The following is a 14,353-nucleotide window of genomic DNA, read 5'->3' as shown; positions in this document are numbered from 1 at the left end:
GGAGCCGCCGGCCGAACCCGCCGCGACCGAGACGGCCGCGGCTGAGCAGACGGCTGCACCGCATGGTCAGGCCGCCTCCCCACCACCCTCCACCCCGTCGGAACAGACGGAAGGCCGGGCCCCGGCTTCCCCGCCGCCCGCCGCCCGGTCGGCACAGGCCGCCGCGACAGCGGCAGAGCCGGCGACAACGGGGTCGTCGGCCACGCCGGAGGGCCGGGCCCCGGCCTCTCGGCCGCCCACCACGGCCCGGCCCGAACCGACCGCCGCTGCGCCCGTGGCGACCACAGGCGAACGGAGCACCGCACCGGAGGGCCGGGCGCCTGGCTCGCCACCGCCGACCGCGGCTCGGCCGGCCCCGCAGCAGCAGGTCGCCGCGGTCCCCGCTGCCCCGGCCGCTCCAGCGGAGCCGGCCGCACCGGCCAGCCAGCCGGCCGGCGATGCGCAGCTGCGGGAGATCCAGCAGCTGCTGACGATGATGAACTACAACGCCGGCCCGGTGGATGGCCGGCTGAGCCGCCAGACCCGCAACGCCATCGCCGCCTTCCAGCGGCAGCAGAAGCTGCGGGTCACCAGCCGGCCCTCACCGGCGCTGCTGGAGGCGCTGCGCCAGGCGGCCGGGGCCGAGACGCCGGACTGGACCCCGGGGCATTTCTGACCACAATCGCGATCTGAAGCGGCCGGGCGATTCGGCGCGGAACGGGAAGGCAAGGCGATGGGTCAGGACGCGCTCTGCATCTGGGCGGCCGGGGCGACGCTGGGCGAAGGGGCGCTGTGGCTGGCCGAGGAGCAGGCGCTGTACTGGGTCGACATCCTGCAGCCGCGGATCCTGCGCTACGACCCGGCGACCGGGGCGCAGGTGGAATGGCCAATGCCGGAGCCGATCGGCTTCATCGCGCCGCGCCGCCGCGGCGGGCTGGTGGCCGGGCTGCGCAGCGGCTTCCACCTGATCGACCTGCCGGAGGGAAGGGTGACGCCGATCGGCAACCCGGAGCCGGACCGGCCTGGCAACCGCTTCAACGACGGCAAGGTCGACCCGATGGGCCGGCTCTGGGCCGGGACCGTGGAGTTCAACTGCACCGAGCCGACCGGCGCCTTCTACCGGCTCGACCCCGACCACCGCTGGCGCCGCATGGATGACGGCTACATCGTCACCAACGGCCCCGCCTTCTCGCCCGACGGCCACATCCTGTACGAGGCGGATTCGGAGCGTCGGGTGGTCTACGCGTACGACCTCGACCTGGCCGGCGGCGCCATCTCCAACCGCCGGCCCTTCGTGATCTTCGCCGAGGACGACGGCGTGCCGGACGGCATGACGGTCGACCGCGACGGCCATCTCTGGGTGGCGCATTGGGGCGGGTCGCGGGTCAGCCGCTTCCGCCCGGACGGCACGCTGGACCGCGCCGTAGCGATCCCGGCGCCACATGTCACCAGCTGCGCCTTCGGCGGCCCCGGCCTGACCACGCTCTACGTCACCACCGCCCGGACCGGGATGTCGGAGGCGGCGCTGCGCCAGCACCCGCTGGCCGGTGGGCTGTTCGAGATCAAGGACGCCGGCCGCGGCCTGCCGGGCAGCCACTTCGCGGGCTAAAGCCCGCCGTCGCTCATCCGGTACCAGGTGATCACGGCGGAGACGTAGAGCCGGTGCAGGGCGTGCAGCGGCAGGGGCTGGATCGGCACGGGCGGCAGCGGCAGGGCGGCGGCGTCGCCGGTGGCAACGTACTCCGCCATCGCCCGGCCCATCGCCGTCTGCAGCCCGACGCCACGGCCCTGGCAGCCGATGTCGACCAGGAGGCCCGGCGCCGGCTCGTGCAGATGCGGCAGGTAGTCCCGCGTCACCGCCACCCGGCCGCACCAGCGATGCTCGATGGCGATGCCGGAGAGCTGCGGGAACAGCTTGCCGACTACCCGCTCGAGATGGGCCCAGTCCGACGCACCGCGGGGCTCGCGGAACGGGCCGCGGCCGCCCATCAGAAGTCGGCCCTGATGGTCCAGCCGGAAGTACAGCAGCAGCTTGCGGGTGTCGGAGCTGACCTGCCCGCCGGGCAGCACCGACTCGCGCTCGCGGTCGGTCAGCGGCCGGGTCGCCACCTGGAAGGAGTTGGCGGCAATGATGGTCTGCTCCAACCGCGGCCAAAGCCCCTTCGAATAGCCGTTGGTGCAGAGCAGGACCCGGTCCGCGGTCACGGCCGCGCCGCCGGCGGTGCGCAGCCGCCACCGCCCCTCCGCCGGGTCGAGCGCGGTGACCGGGGTGCCGGCGTGGATCACCGCCCCGGCCTGCAGCGCCGCCCGGGCCAGGCCGCGGGCGTAGTCGAGCGGCTGGATGCCGCCGCCCCGCTCGTCCAGCCAGCCGCCGAGATAGCGGTCGGTGCCGAGCGCCTGGCCGATCGCGGCCTTGTCCAGCGGCCGCACCGGGGCGCCGCGCTTCGCCCATTGCGCCGCCCGCGCCTCGGCCTCGGCCAGGCCCTCCGGCGAATGGGCGCCCTGGATCCAGCCGGCGCGCCGGTGCGGCACCTGCATGCCGTGGCGCTCGATCAGGTCGAAGACCAGGTCGGCGGTGCCGCCGCCGAACTCGGCCAGCCGGCCGCCCCGCTCGGTCCCGAACATGGCGACCAGCGCGTCCGGATCGTGCTTCAGCCCCGGGATGACCTGGCCGCCGTTGCGGCCGGAGCCGCCGAAGCCGATCTGCCGCGCCTCCAAGAGAACCGGGCGCACGCCGCGCTCGGCCAGGTGCAGCGCCGCCGACAGCCCGGCATAGCCGCCGCCGATGATCGCCACATCCGCGGTGACCGACGCGTCGAGCGGCGGCGTATCCGGCGCGGGCGCCGCGGTGGCGGCCCAGAGCGAGGGTTCGAGCGGAAAATAGTCGGCCACGTCTCGCCTCGATGTCAGAGCGGGTGGAGCACTCGGCGCAGGAAGTCCTGGGTGCGGGGATGGCTCGGTTCGGTCAGCACCGACTTGGCCGGCCCCTGCTCGACGATCACGCCGCCGTCGATGAACAGCACCCGGTCGGCGACCTCGCGGGCGAAGCCCATCTCATGGGTGACCACGACCATGGTCATGCCGTCCTCGGCCAGGCCGCGCATCACCGCCAGCACCTCGCCCACCAGCTCGGGGTCGAGGGCCGAGGTCGGCTCGTCGAACAGGATCGCCTGCGGCTGCATCGCCAGCGCCCGGGCGATGGCGACGCGCTGCTGCTGCCCGCCGGACAGCTGCGACGGCCGCGCCTCCGCCTTGTCGGCGAGGCCGACCCGGGCCAGCAGGGCGCGGCCGCGCTCCGCCGCCTCGGCCCGCGGCTGCCGCTTCACGAAGACCGGGCCTTCGATCACGTTCTCCAGCACCGTGCGGTGCGGGAACAGGTTGAAGCGCTGGAACACCATCGAGACGCGGCTGCGGATCTCGACGATCGACCGGGCGGCGCGGTCGACCCGCCGGCCCTCGACCGTGATCTCGCCGGCCTCATAGGCCTCGAGCCCGTTGATGCAGCGCAGGATGGTCGACTTGCCGGAGCCGGAAGGGCCGATGATGCAGACCACCTCGCCCTTGGCCACGCTGGCGTCGATGCCCTTCAGCACCTCGACCGCGCCGAACCGCTTGCGGACGCCCCTGAGCTCGATCACGGCTTGCCCGCCTTCTTCTCGAAGTGGCGCACCAGCAGGATCAGCGGGATGCTCATCGCCAGGTACATCAGCGCCACCAGGGTGAAGACGCTGGTGTTCTTGAACGAGGCGGAGGCGATCAGCTTGCCCTGCAGCGCCAGCTCCGCGACCGTGATGGTCGAGGCCTGCGACGAGTCCTTCAGCAGCATGATCATGATGTTGCCGTAGGGCGGCAGCACGATCCGCACCGCCTGCGGCAGGATCACCCGGCGCATGGTCAGCCACCAGCCCATGCCGATCGACTGCGCCGCCTCGATCTGGCCCCTGTCGATCGCCTGGATGCCGGCGCGGAAATTCTCCGCCTGATAGGCCGAATAGGCGACGCCGAGGCCGATGATCGCGGCCTGCAGCGCGGTCAGCGACACGCCGAGGTCCGGCATCACGAAGTAGAGGTAGAACAGCTGGACGATGATCGGGATGCCGCGGATCACATTGACCAGGGCGGCGCTGAGCCCCGACAGCAGGCCGATGCCGGAGACCCGCAGGACGGCCCAGACCAGGCCGAGCAATGTCGACAGCACCAGGGCGCCGACGGTGACCAGCAGGGTCAGCCCGACGCCCTGCAGCAGGATCGGCAGGAACTCGGCGGCGTCGCGGAGGAAGCTCTGCATCGTGCGGCTCAGGAAGCGCCCTGCGGCTTCACCCCCCACTTGGCCAGGATGCGGTCGATGCTGCCGTCGGCTTTGAGCTTGGCCAGGGCCGCGTCGACCTTGTCGCGCAGCGCCTGGTCGCCCTTGCGCAGGCCGATGCCGACCGAGCCGATCGAGGTCGGCTTGTAGCTCTCGACCAGCCGGACGCCGGGGATGGCGCCGTCCTTCAGGTTGTAGGCCAGGATCGGATAGTCGGCGAAGCCGGCCGCGATCCGGCCCGCATTCACGTCGCGCAGGATGTCGGGGATGGTGTCGTAGGCCTTGACCTCGGCGAACAGGCCGCTGCTCTGCAGCGCGTCGACGAAGGTGGTGCCGACCTGCGCCCCGACCGTCAGGCCCTTGAGGTCGGCCAGGGTCGTGTAGTCCCTGGTGTCGTCCTTCGGGACGATCAGCCCTTCGCCATAGGTGTAGATCGGGGCGGAGAAGTCGATCACCTCCTGCCGCTTCGGGCTGATGAACATCGCCGCCGCGATCAGGTCGATCTTGTTCGAGGTCAGCGACGCGATCAGCGTCGAGAACGCCATCGGCTCGATCTGCACCTCGAAGCCGGCCTCCTGGCCGACCGCGCCGATCAGGTCGACCATGATGCCCTGGATGGTGTTGGTCTTGGTGTCGAGGAAGGTGAAGGGCACGCCGGTCGGGGTCGACCCGACCTTCAGCACCTCCGCCGAAGCCGGAACCGCCGCCGCAAGCGCCGCCATGGCCGCCGCAGCCTGGATGAGCGTCCTGATCCGCATGCCCTGCCCCCTGTCGTTGGATTCGATCCGGCCGTTCCGCGGCCGGTCCGCCGGTGTTCTGGCACACCGGAGTGGTTTCACCGATATGAAATCGGCATAATCAGGCGGGTTTGGCAAGCGATTTTCACCTATATGAAACCGGATCCCGCATGAGCATCGACCTGACCGTGGGCGCCCGCATCCGGGCGCTGCGCCATGCCCAGGGCCTGTCGCTGGAATCGGTCTCGGCCCGGTCCGGCCTGTCGATCGGCTTCGTCAGCCAGGTCGAGCGCGGCCTGTCCTCGCCCTCGCTGAAGGTGCTGACCGCGCTGGGCGACGTGCTGGGCGTCGGGCTGGGCGGGCTGTTCGGCCCGGCGCCGGCCGAGGGCACGGTGGTGCTGCGCCGGGCCGAGCGGCCGGGGCTGAACCTGTGGCGGTCCGGCATCACCAAGCAGCTGCTGAGCCCGGCCGGCGACGGCGGCTTGAGCCTGTTCCTGGTGACGATGGAGCCTGGTGCGAGCACGGGCGACGAGTTCTACACCCATGCCGGCGAGGAGGCCGGCACGGTGCTGGAGGGCGCGATGGCGCTGACGGTCGATGCCGAGAGCTGGACGCTCGAAGCCGGCGACGGCTTCCGCTTCGCCAGCCGCCGGCCGCACCGCTTCGCCAACCCCTCGGCCGAGGCGCAGGCCGTGGTGCTGTGGATCAACTGCGTGATCGGGCGCTGAGCGGGGGCTGGCATGACCACCCCTCCGGTCGTCATTCCCCCTTGCGCGGGATGACGCCTTTTTGAGGGGAGATAGCCCGGTGGTCCCGTCACCCGGTGTCGGCGATGTCCGGGCGGTCGTGGCAGAGATAGGGGTCGATGCCGAGGGAGCGGCAGAGGCGGCGGCCGACGGTGAAGGCGGTCTCGGTGTCGAGCCATTCGATCACGTCGGCCTCCTGCAGCCGCACCGCCAGCCCGGCCCTGATCCCCGGGATCCGGGCCGGATCGATCTCGGGGAAGGCCCGCTCGACGACGGCGACGGCGGCGTCCCGGCGCCGGGTCCGCTCGGCCCGCATCTTTGCCTCGCTGCCGGACGGCCGGGAGGGGCTTGGCGTGGCCGGCCAACCGGTGGCCCAGCGCTGCCATTCCTCGGCGAGGCCGAGGCCGCAGGCCAGACCGGCCATCACCGACCCCAGCGGTCGGTCCTCGACCGAGACCTCGTCGTCGTAGAGATCCTGGACCCGCTCCTCGAGCTCGGCATGCAGGGCGTCGATGCGGCCCTGATCCTCGACCTGATCCCAGATCATGTCGCGCAGCACATCCTCGACCTCGCGGCGGTGGCGGTCGCGGCGGGCCTTGCGGGCGGCCTTGCGGTCGGCAGCCTGGGCCTTGTCGCGGGCACAGAGCTGGTCGGCGGCGCGGCTGCGCAGCGCCAGCGAGCGCTGCACCGAGCGGGAGAAGCGGCTGAAGGCCAGCCCGGCCTCCTGCGCCTCGGCCCTGGCCGCCTGCACCGAAGTCTCGTCGACCTTGGGCCCGGCGGCGCGGGCCTGGGCGGCCCTGGCCTGCGCTTCGACGGCGCGGGCGCCTTCGGCCTCGGCCAGCTGCATGGCGATCTCGGCCAGGCGGGTGAGCATCTGGATCTGCTGCAGCGCGAGGCTGCGGCAGAAGGCCTGGACGTCGAGATCGGCTGCTGCGGGTTCCATGGAACGTATCATGAACGAGTCGCGCCGGTTAACGCAATGAATATTGCGTTAACCGCGTCGCGCGCCCCTAACACGAAGGACCGTATTCGACCCGAGGTCGCGAGGCTGGCGCCCGGCCTCGGTCACTGATAACCATGAAAGCCCAATGCCGTTCGTCTCGCGACCCCGACGTTCGACCAATTCGCCAGGCTGGCCCAAGGCGCGCCCAGCGTGAGAGGGGATGACGAGGCTCGATAAGCAATCAGCTTTGCCGCAACGCGCCGCTCGAGAATCTCTGCGTCCCCGCTCAAATCAACCAGCGGTGCTCGGCACCGGCGTGTTGAGCAACTGCTGCTCCCACAAATACGCGATGCCGCTGCCGCCGAGGTGATCGATCAGGATCTGTGTCAGTTCTTCGACATGCTCGGTGCGTGCCCAGTCGCGCTGCCACTCGCCGGCCAGCGCCATCCAGGTCATCGGGTTCGCGCCGGCCGCGATCATCCGCTGGATGGCAACCTCGTGCGACTCGGTCGAAACGCCGCCCGACGCGTCGGTGATCACGGTCACGTCCCAGCCTTCGCCGGCGGCCTGGATGACGGGCATGGCGACGCAGACTTCGGTCCACAGGCCTGCGATGATCAGCTGCTTGCGGCCGGTTGCCTTGACGAGGTCGACCACCTTCTTGTCCTCCCAGGTGTTCACCCAGGTACGGTCGATCACCTCTTGGTCCGGGAAGACGTCCGTGATCTGCTTGAAAAGCAGGCCGCCACGCGCCGCAAGCACGCTCGTGAGGATAGTCGGAACGTTGAAAGCTTTCGCAAGCTTCGCGAGCGCGGTCACATTATTGACCACGGCCTGCGGATCATGGCTGTTCACGTTCGTAAGCTGAAAAGCCTGATGATCGATCAGAACGAGGACCGAGTCCTCGGGACGAAGAAGCGAGGCAAGGCCGTTACGAAAGGTCATTATTGCGTCCTTTGCTGCCGCTTTATGCGGCACTGGTTTTGCGGAGACATGCGCCAGCGGGCGACGCTTGCCGGGCGCAATTTGCCGTTCCGTCGGGTGATGAGGTAGTGCCAAGGTCCGGCACGCTGTGTCGCGGAATGGGGAACGCCAAATGGATATCGAAGAGCTGCGGACCTTCGTAGAAGTGGCCGATGCTGGGGGAGTTTCACCTGCTGCGCTCCGGCTCGGCATCTCCAAGTCAATCGTCAGTCGGCGACTCTTCCGGCTTGAAGCGGAACTGGGTGTCCAGCTTCTTGCACGGACCACCCGGGGCGCCGCTCTCACGGAAGCAGGGGCCACGTTCCGAGATTATGCCGCCAGGGTCTGCGCCGAGATCGACGTAGCCAGGGAAACGATCCTACCCGCCGGCGACCTTCGCGGCCGCTTGCGAGTTGCCGTGCCGCTTTCTTTCGGCCCGACTCACTTCGCTCCCATCCTCGCGGAAATGGCGCGCCGCCACCCTCAGCTCCAAATCCACACATGCTACAGCGATCGCTTCGTCGATCTCATCACAGAGGGTTATGATTGTGCGATACGGGTTGGCTATCTTCAGGACTCCAATTTGATCGCAAGACGCGTCGGACCAATCTATGGGAAGTTCGTCGCGAGCCCGGACTACATCAAGGCGCATGGGTCGCCCGAGACGCCGGAGGAACTCGCCGCTCACGAGGCTCTCATGCAGGGCACCGAAAGCTGGCAGCTCATGGATGGCGACAAGATCATCACGGTTCGTCCGCAGGGGCGCTTCAAGGCCGACAACGGCATAGCTCTAGTCGCCGCCGCGACAGCAGGACTCGGGATCGCGTACCTGCCCGATTGCCTCACCCATGAATATGTGGCCTCCGGCGCGCTTGTGCCGATCATGACACGTCATCCACCGCCTCCGGCCGGTGCATATGTCGTCCGCCCGCCAGGTCAGCATCCCGCGCGGAAGATACGGGTCCTCACCGAATTGCTGATCGAGTATTGCGAACCCGCTCCGCACCTCACGGGTGTCGGTCGCTAAAGTGCGAACGGCGCGAAGCCGATCCCGATGTCACAACAGAAGATGCAGCTCGGCGCGCGCACCAAATGGGTGTCAACGGTCACCCCGGCCCCTTGCAATGCAGAGGCGAGTGCAGAGGGCTTGAGCACATAGCTCTTTCCCTTCGGCAATTTGGCGATTTCAGAAATCACACCGCTCTCCAGGACCCTATCGCGACCGTTCAGCTCCAGGCTGGGCAGCGTCGCTTAGGGACCGATGAGCCATGCGATAGTGCCGCCGACGACCGAGATCAGCCCCAAAATGAGGAACATCCTCGCGGTCCCGACCATCATATTGTCGCCGAGTACCTTCCTGATCATGCGGTCGTGGTCCACGATGCTCCCCATCCTGATGCAGCATCGGGGCCGTCAATGCCGTTGTCATCTGGAAGTGTCAACAACTGCGTCCGCATCATCCCGCTGCGGAGTTGCGCCACGAACCCGGTCGGCCACGGACACCATTCGCAGAGCGTCGAGCCGGCCGCTTTCCGCCCATCGGAGACGGTCCAGAGGTCCGCGGCTGCGCGCGGATGCCTGCCCTCGCCTCACCTGGGCGGTGACGTCCGTCCGCTATGGAACCGTCGCGCCGCGCAGGCCGGTCCGGGGCGGGCCGGCCTGCCGGGAGCGGACCCGGCGCCCCAGCGCGATGCCCGGTCGCTCGACCAGGCAATAGGTCGCCGCCGAGACGGCCAGGAGCAGCAGCGCGCACAGGCCGCCGACCAGCCAGAATCGGATCGGGCCGGCCATGGCGAAGCCGCGGACCGGCGGAACCGCGAAGACGACCGTCAGGACCAGGCCCTGCATCAGATAGAGGCTGTAGCTGATCGTGCTCAGCCGCCGGGCCGGGCGGGTCGACAGCAGGCCGAACAGCGTGCCGCCGTCGCAGACCAGGGCGAAGAACACCGCCACCAGGACGATCTGGAGCGGGCCGACCATGTCGCCGAAGGCCAGGAACACCGTGGCCAGGCAGGCCAGCGCCAGCAGCGATGCCGCCCAGTCCGGCAGGCGCGGCCGGGCGTCGCGCCGGACCAGGCAGGCCGTCGCCATGCCGGAGAAGAAGGCGGCGAAGAGGGCGGCCAGGACGGCGACCAGCAGCCCCGGCGTCGGACGGGCGAAGGACAGCTCCGCCGACCAGGACGCGACCGCCAGGACGGCCAGGCAGAGCAGGAGGCCACCGCCGGCGAAGCGCAGCGGCTCGCCTCCGGGGGTCCCGCGGGCGGCGCCGGCCATCAGACGCAGGGAGCCGTAGAACAGCCATTCGACGAAGATCGTCCAGGTCACCCCGGCCAGGATCAGCCCGGTCCCGGAATAGCCGTTGACGTCGGGCTGCAGCGGCGAGAGGCCGAGCGCCAGCCAGTGCAGCGCCGCGGCCGCGACGGTCCAGGCCGGCTCCCGCAGCGTGAAGCCGGTCCGCCAGGCGACAATGGCGAGCATCAGGCCGACGGCCAGGAGATACATCGGGCCGATGCGGAAGATCCGGCCGATATAGAGCGCCGTCCAATCCGGGCGGCCCTTGCTGTCGAGCAGCTTCCCCCAGAACAGGAAGCCGGTGATCATGAAGAACAGCATGACGCCGATCTGCCCGAGCAGGGTGTAGACGGCCGAAGGCGGCAGCTCCCAGATCCCCGTCTCGATGTATCCGTGGGTGATGACCAGATGATGCGCGAAGACACTCAAGGCGAGGAAGCCGCGCAGGCCGTCGAGCGTCGCCGTCCGCCGGCCGTGCTGGTGCGGCTCGTCCACGGCCCGGAAGACCGGAGCGCTCAGCACCAGCCAGGCCGCGCCGATCAGCACGGCATACGGCCATACGGAGAAGATGCCCATGCCGCCCCACGACCGATTGCACCCACCACGGACGACTCAGCCGATCAGCGCGGCGCCCGTCTAGCTGCAAGATCATGCAGGGCGGCAAAGCCGGCACCCGCTCAGGGCCCCGGAGGCGGCTCCGCCGGTGCGTCCGGGGCCGGTGCGTCCGGGGCCGGTTTTTCCGGGGCCGGTTCGGCCGGAGCCCCGGGGGTCGGTCCGGCCGGCGCTTCCGGTTCGGCCGGCGCCATGGGTTCGGTCGGGCGGATGGCGGCACGGGCGGCGGCCCAGTCCTCCAGCGCCTTGGTCTCCAGCCGCCGCACCGGGGCCGAGGGGGTGCCGTCGAAGCGCAGCCCCACCGCCGGCACGTCGGGATGGGCGCGGAAGCCGACATCGATGCCGAGGTCGAGGCGCCAGCGCGGCAGGTCGAGGGTGAAGCCGCCGGTCCCCAGCGCCGTGTCGGTGACCAGGCGCAGATCGGTCGAGGTCGCGGTGCCGTCGGCGATGGCGAAGGTGGCGTTGATCGCCGGCACCTTGGTGCTGCCGCCGGCGAAGGCGGCGCGCAGCCCTTCGAGGAAGGCGCCCGGCAGCCCCGGATCGGCCAGCAGGCGCCCGGCCGCGGCGAGGTCGATGCCGGCCAGCGAGGCGTCGCGCACCGCCACCAGCCCCTTGCCGTCCAGCCCGTAGACCAGGCCGGCGACGCTGTTGCCGGCCGAGGTCGCGTCGAGGCCGAGATCGAGCCGGCCGGCGACGCCCTGCGGCCCGGCCGACAGCTTCAGGATGGCGGCGAGGTCGGCGTCGACCAGGTCGGCATGGCCGGACCAGCGCGGCCCGCCGGCATTGTTCCAGTCGATCCGGCCGTTGAGGCCGAGCCGGCCGCCGGCCACGCCGGCCGAGAGCCGGTCGAGAGTGAGTCCGCCCTGGTCGAGCCGGGCGTGCAGCTCCGGCTGGTCCAGGGTCCAGCCGGCGAGCGAGACCGCCGCCGCGTCGAGGTCGAGATTGCCGTCGATCCGGGCCAGGCCGCCGAGGTCGAAGGGCCGCGCCGGCCATTGCCCGGCGGCGTCGCCGGACGGCGCCAGCCCGGCCAGCAGCCGGTCGAGCGGCAGCGCCGTGCTGCGCAGCGACACCGCGAGGCGCGGCCGGGCGCCGCCGGCGTCGAGCTCGACCGTGCCGCCCAGCGACACCGGGCCGACCGTGCCCTGCAGGTTGTCGAGGCGCAGCCGGCCGCGGGCCCAGTCGGCATCGGCATAAAGGTCGATGCCGCCGAGATCGGGCGCCGCCAGGCCGCCCTCGCCGACCCGCTGCAGCAGCCCCGGCAGGTCCGGATGGGTCAGGCGCAGGCCGAGTATGGCATGTGGCGCCGTGGCCGCTTCGGACAGGCTGCCGCCCAGCGCCACCGTGCCGCCGAGGGCGTCGACCGAGCCGTCGACCGACAGCGAAGCCGGGTCGCCGCGCAGCCGCAGCGAGGCCTTGAGCGGGCCGGCCGGGGGGGTCGGCACCGCCCCATGCAGACGCAGCGCGCGCAGCAGCGCCGAGGGATCCTGGGCATCGAGCGTCGCCTGCAGGTCGATGTCGTCGAGGCTGGCGAGCCGGCCGATGGCGCCGTTCAGGCTGAGCCCCATCCCGCCCGGGCCCTCGACGCGGCCGCTGTGGAGGGTCAGCGCGCCCTGGGCCAGCGTCGCCTCGAGCCGCAGCCCGGTGAAGGCGGCGCCGTCGACCGCCACGGCATCGACCGTGGCGTCGAGATTGACGTCGGCCCCGGTCAGCGCCGCCAGCACGCGGTCGCGCAGCCCGGGGTCGGATTGCAGCAGGCCGGAGAGCGGCGGCGCGCCGGCCGGGCGGTAGGCGTCGATGTCGAGCCGGCTGATCGTCAGCCGGGCACCGAGGCCGGGCCGGTCGCCGCCGACATAGGTCAGGGCGCCAGAAAGCCGATTGCCGTCGAGATCGGCGTCGAGGCCGGACACCCGCAGATTGGCGACGTCGCCGTTCAGGGTGCCGGCGATCCTGCCGCGGCGCAGCGCCGTGGCCGGGACCGCGCCGGGATCGATACCGGCCCAGTCGAGCGCGCCGCGCAGGTCCTCGGCCGCGAGCTGGACCAAGAGCTGGTCCGCCGCCGGCCGGTCGCCGTCGAGGCGGATGGCGCCGGAGGCCGTGGCCGAGGCGCCGCCGGGCAGGCCGAAGGCGAGGCGGGTCAGGCCGATCCGCGCCGGGTCGAGCGTCGCCTGCAGCCGCAGGTCGCGCACCAGCCCGTCGCGCACCGCCAGCGCCGCGACCGAGAGGTCGAGCGTGCCGGCGACCGGCAGTGCCGATTTGCGCGACAGCATCGCGGCCAGGCGCCCGGCCAGGGTCGCCGGATCGACGCCGTCGCCGACCCAGTCGGCCAGGGCCAGGCGGTTGAAGCCGAGCGTCGCCTCGACCCGCGGCACTGCCGCGAGGGTGACGGCGACGCCGCCGGCGGCGCGCATGTCGCCGAGATCGGCGGTGAGGTCGGTCAGCTCGATCCGCTCGACTCCGGTGTCGTCCGCCCGGGCCTGCACCGTGGCGCGCAGAGCGAAGACGCCGGGCCGGGACGCGGAGGCCGGCAGCTTGACGCCGATCCGCGCCAGGCTGGCGTCGAGATCCTTGCCGACCACCGAGACGTCGCCCTGCAGGCCGCCATCGGGCCGCAGCAGGCCGCCGAGCCGCGCCTCGGTGGCGTCGAGCCCGACCGTCGCCGTCACCGGCAGGGCGCCGAGCGGCGAGCGCGGCTGCAGCGCCAGATCGAGCGTCATCGGCACGCCGGCGAGGACGCCGGCGCCGCTGATCGAGACCGGCCCGCCCGGGCCGGGCGCGCTGAGCCGGACATCCGCCGCCTCGACCTCGAGCTGGCGGCCGTTGCGGCGGTCGAGCCACAGGATCGAGCCCTGGCGGATCACGGCGCGGACGGAATCGAGCCGGTGGCCGATGTCCCCGCCCAGCCCGTCCCAGGACCGCCGGCCGTCCGGCAGCGTCTCCAGCGCCACGCTCGGCTGGTCGAAGGAGACGCCCACCACCTCGATGCGGCCGAGCAGCAGCGGCAGCAGCGCCACCCGCAGGTCGACGCCGTTCGCGGCCAGCAGGTCCGGCACGGTGGCGCCCGGCACGCTGGCGACGCGGACATCGCCGGCGGTGAGGCGCGGCATCGGCAGCATCTCGAACGAGACCGGCCCGTCGATGGTGACGGCACGGCCGGTCAGGTCGCCGATCTCCTGGGCGATGCGGGCGCGATACGGCGTCCAGTCGAGCTGCCCCGGCACCATGAGCACCGCGGCGACCAGCAGGACCAGGAGGATGAGGAGACCGAAGGCGAATTTCTTCAAGGCGCTGCGGGCGTCGTGCGGGGTTGCGACTCCGGCGCATGATCGGAAATCATCGGACAGATTCACAATACAAATCAGGATTGGGACAAAACACCGGGACAATCGCGTTGCTGCGATCTTATCCCGCATCGCCGTTTCGGCTAGTCTCGACCGCACGGAGGGAGCGGACGATGGGCGAGGTGATCAATCTGCGGCAGGCGCGCAAGGCCAAAGCCCGCGCCGAGAAGGAGGCGCAGGCGCAGGAGAACCGCGCCCGCTTCGGCCGCACCGGGGCGGAGAAGCGGCGCGACACCGACACGGCCGAGCGCGACGACCGCCGGCACGAGGGGCACCGCATCGACGGCGACGAGGATCCGGACGGAGGCGCCGCGTAAATGCCGTCGATCTCTCGCGTCGCGGCCCTGGCTGCATTGCTCGGGCTGGTCCTGGCCGGCTGCGCCGGCCCCGCCCCGGCGCCCCCCGGGGGGGGGGCCCGCGGGGGGGGGCCCCCGTTT

14 protein-coding genes are annotated in these 14,353 nt (G+C 71.4%); 5 read left to right on the top strand and 9 right to left on the bottom strand.

What is annotated here, in order from left to right; translation table 11 throughout:
* The first annotated feature begins 274 nt into the window (after window positions 1-274).
* Both AAHM41_RS33685 and AAHM41_RS33680 read left to right on the top strand, forming a co-directional pair.
* Complete coding sequence (locus AAHM41_RS33685) at window positions 275-655, top strand: peptidoglycan-binding domain-containing protein (RefSeq protein ID WP_342241006.1); 381 nt, start codon at window positions 275-277, stop codon at window positions 653-655.
* A 57-nt stretch (window positions 656-712) separates the two neighbouring features.
* Window positions 713-1,588 (top strand): SMP-30/gluconolactonase/LRE family protein, encoded by an 876-nt coding sequence (locus tag AAHM41_RS33680; protein WP_342241005.1) that lies wholly within the window; start codon window positions 713-715, stop codon window positions 1,586-1,588.
* On the opposite strand, the gene AAHM41_RS33675 is transcribed toward AAHM41_RS33680, so the two are convergent.
* The 4 genes from AAHM41_RS33675 to AAHM41_RS33660 are packed head-to-tail and all read right to left on the bottom strand — an operon-like array spanning window position 1,585 to window position 5,043.
* A complete protein-coding gene (locus AAHM41_RS33675) occupies window positions 1,585-2,871 on the bottom strand; it encodes an NAD(P)/FAD-dependent oxidoreductase (RefSeq protein ID WP_342241004.1) in 1,287 nt (428 codons plus the stop codon). The two genes, AAHM41_RS33680 and AAHM41_RS33675, sit on opposite strands and share 4 nt — an antisense overlap.
* Window positions 2,872-2,885: 14 nt before the next feature.
* On the bottom strand, window positions 2,886-3,617 hold the full coding sequence (locus tag AAHM41_RS33670; protein WP_342241003.1) for an amino acid ABC transporter ATP-binding protein: 732 nt from the start codon (window positions 3,615-3,617) through the stop codon (window positions 2,886-2,888).
* Window positions 3,614-4,267, bottom strand: a complete 654-nt coding sequence (locus tag AAHM41_RS33665; protein ID WP_342241002.1) for an amino acid ABC transporter permease — start codon at window positions 4,265-4,267, stop codon at window positions 3,614-3,616. Before AAHM41_RS33665 ends, AAHM41_RS33670 begins: the two co-directional genes overlap by 4 nt.
* A gap of 8 nt (window positions 4,268-4,275) precedes the next feature.
* Complete coding sequence (locus tag AAHM41_RS33660; RefSeq protein ID WP_342241001.1) at window positions 4,276-5,043, bottom strand: ABC transporter substrate-binding protein; 768 nt, start codon at window positions 5,041-5,043, stop codon at window positions 4,276-4,278.
* A gap of 149 nt (window positions 5,044-5,192) precedes the next feature.
* Between AAHM41_RS33660 and AAHM41_RS33655 the strand changes: the two genes are divergently transcribed.
* Complete coding sequence (locus AAHM41_RS33655) at window positions 5,193-5,750, top strand: cupin domain-containing protein (protein ID WP_342241000.1); 558 nt, start codon at window positions 5,193-5,195, stop codon at window positions 5,748-5,750.
* A gap of 88 nt (window positions 5,751-5,838) precedes the next feature.
* On the opposite strand, the gene AAHM41_RS33650 is transcribed toward AAHM41_RS33655, so the two are convergent.
* Together AAHM41_RS33650 and AAHM41_RS33645 are read right to left on the bottom strand one after the other, a co-directional pair.
* Window positions 5,839-6,711, bottom strand: a complete 873-nt coding sequence (locus AAHM41_RS33650; protein WP_342240999.1) for a hypothetical protein — start codon at window positions 6,709-6,711, stop codon at window positions 5,839-5,841.
* Between the two features lie 291 nt (window positions 6,712-7,002).
* Complete coding sequence (locus AAHM41_RS33645) at window positions 7,003-7,656, bottom strand: hydrolase (protein ID WP_342240998.1); 654 nt, start codon at window positions 7,654-7,656, stop codon at window positions 7,003-7,005.
* Window positions 7,657-7,807: 151 nt separating this feature from the next.
* Between AAHM41_RS33645 and AAHM41_RS33640 the strand changes: the two genes are divergently transcribed.
* Window positions 7,808-8,701 carry a LysR family transcriptional regulator gene (locus AAHM41_RS33640; RefSeq protein WP_342240997.1) on the top strand — a complete coding sequence of 298 codons (894 nt, stop codon included), beginning with the start codon at window positions 7,808-7,810 and terminating at the stop codon, window positions 8,699-8,701.
* Here the strand turns inward: AAHM41_RS33640 and AAHM41_RS33635 are convergent.
* The 3 genes from AAHM41_RS33635 to AAHM41_RS33625 all read right to left on the bottom strand — a co-directional run bounded on the left by AAHM41_RS33635 (window position 8,698) and on the right by AAHM41_RS33625 (window position 13,859).
* Window positions 8,698-8,871, bottom strand: a complete 174-nt coding sequence (locus AAHM41_RS33635; RefSeq protein ID WP_342240996.1) for a hypothetical protein — start codon at window positions 8,869-8,871, stop codon at window positions 8,698-8,700. The two genes, AAHM41_RS33640 and AAHM41_RS33635, sit on opposite strands and share 4 nt — an antisense overlap.
* 417 nt (window positions 8,872-9,288) lie before the next feature.
* Window positions 9,289-10,542: an acyltransferase family protein gene (locus AAHM41_RS33630; RefSeq protein WP_342240995.1), complete on the bottom strand. Its 1,254-nt coding sequence runs from the start codon at window positions 10,540-10,542 to the stop codon at window positions 9,289-9,291.
* Window positions 10,543-10,643: 101 nt separating this feature from the next.
* Window positions 10,644-13,859, bottom strand: a complete 3,216-nt coding sequence (locus tag AAHM41_RS33625; protein ID WP_342240994.1) for an AsmA family protein — start codon at window positions 13,857-13,859, stop codon at window positions 10,644-10,646.
* Between the two features lie 170 nt (window positions 13,860-14,029).
* Between AAHM41_RS33625 and AAHM41_RS33620 the strand changes: the two genes are divergently transcribed.
* The gene (locus AAHM41_RS33620; RefSeq protein WP_342240993.1) at window positions 14,030-14,233 is read left to right on the top strand and encodes a DUF4169 family protein; all 204 of its coding nucleotides are present in this window, start codon (window positions 14,030-14,032) and stop codon (window positions 14,231-14,233) included.
* Window positions 14,234-14,353: the final 120 nt, after the last annotated feature.

The sequence above is a fragment of the Inquilinus sp. OTU3971 genome, assembly GCF_038440215.1.
Note: the sequence above shows the minus strand (reverse complement) of the source record. Positions and strands in the feature narration are given on the sequence as shown.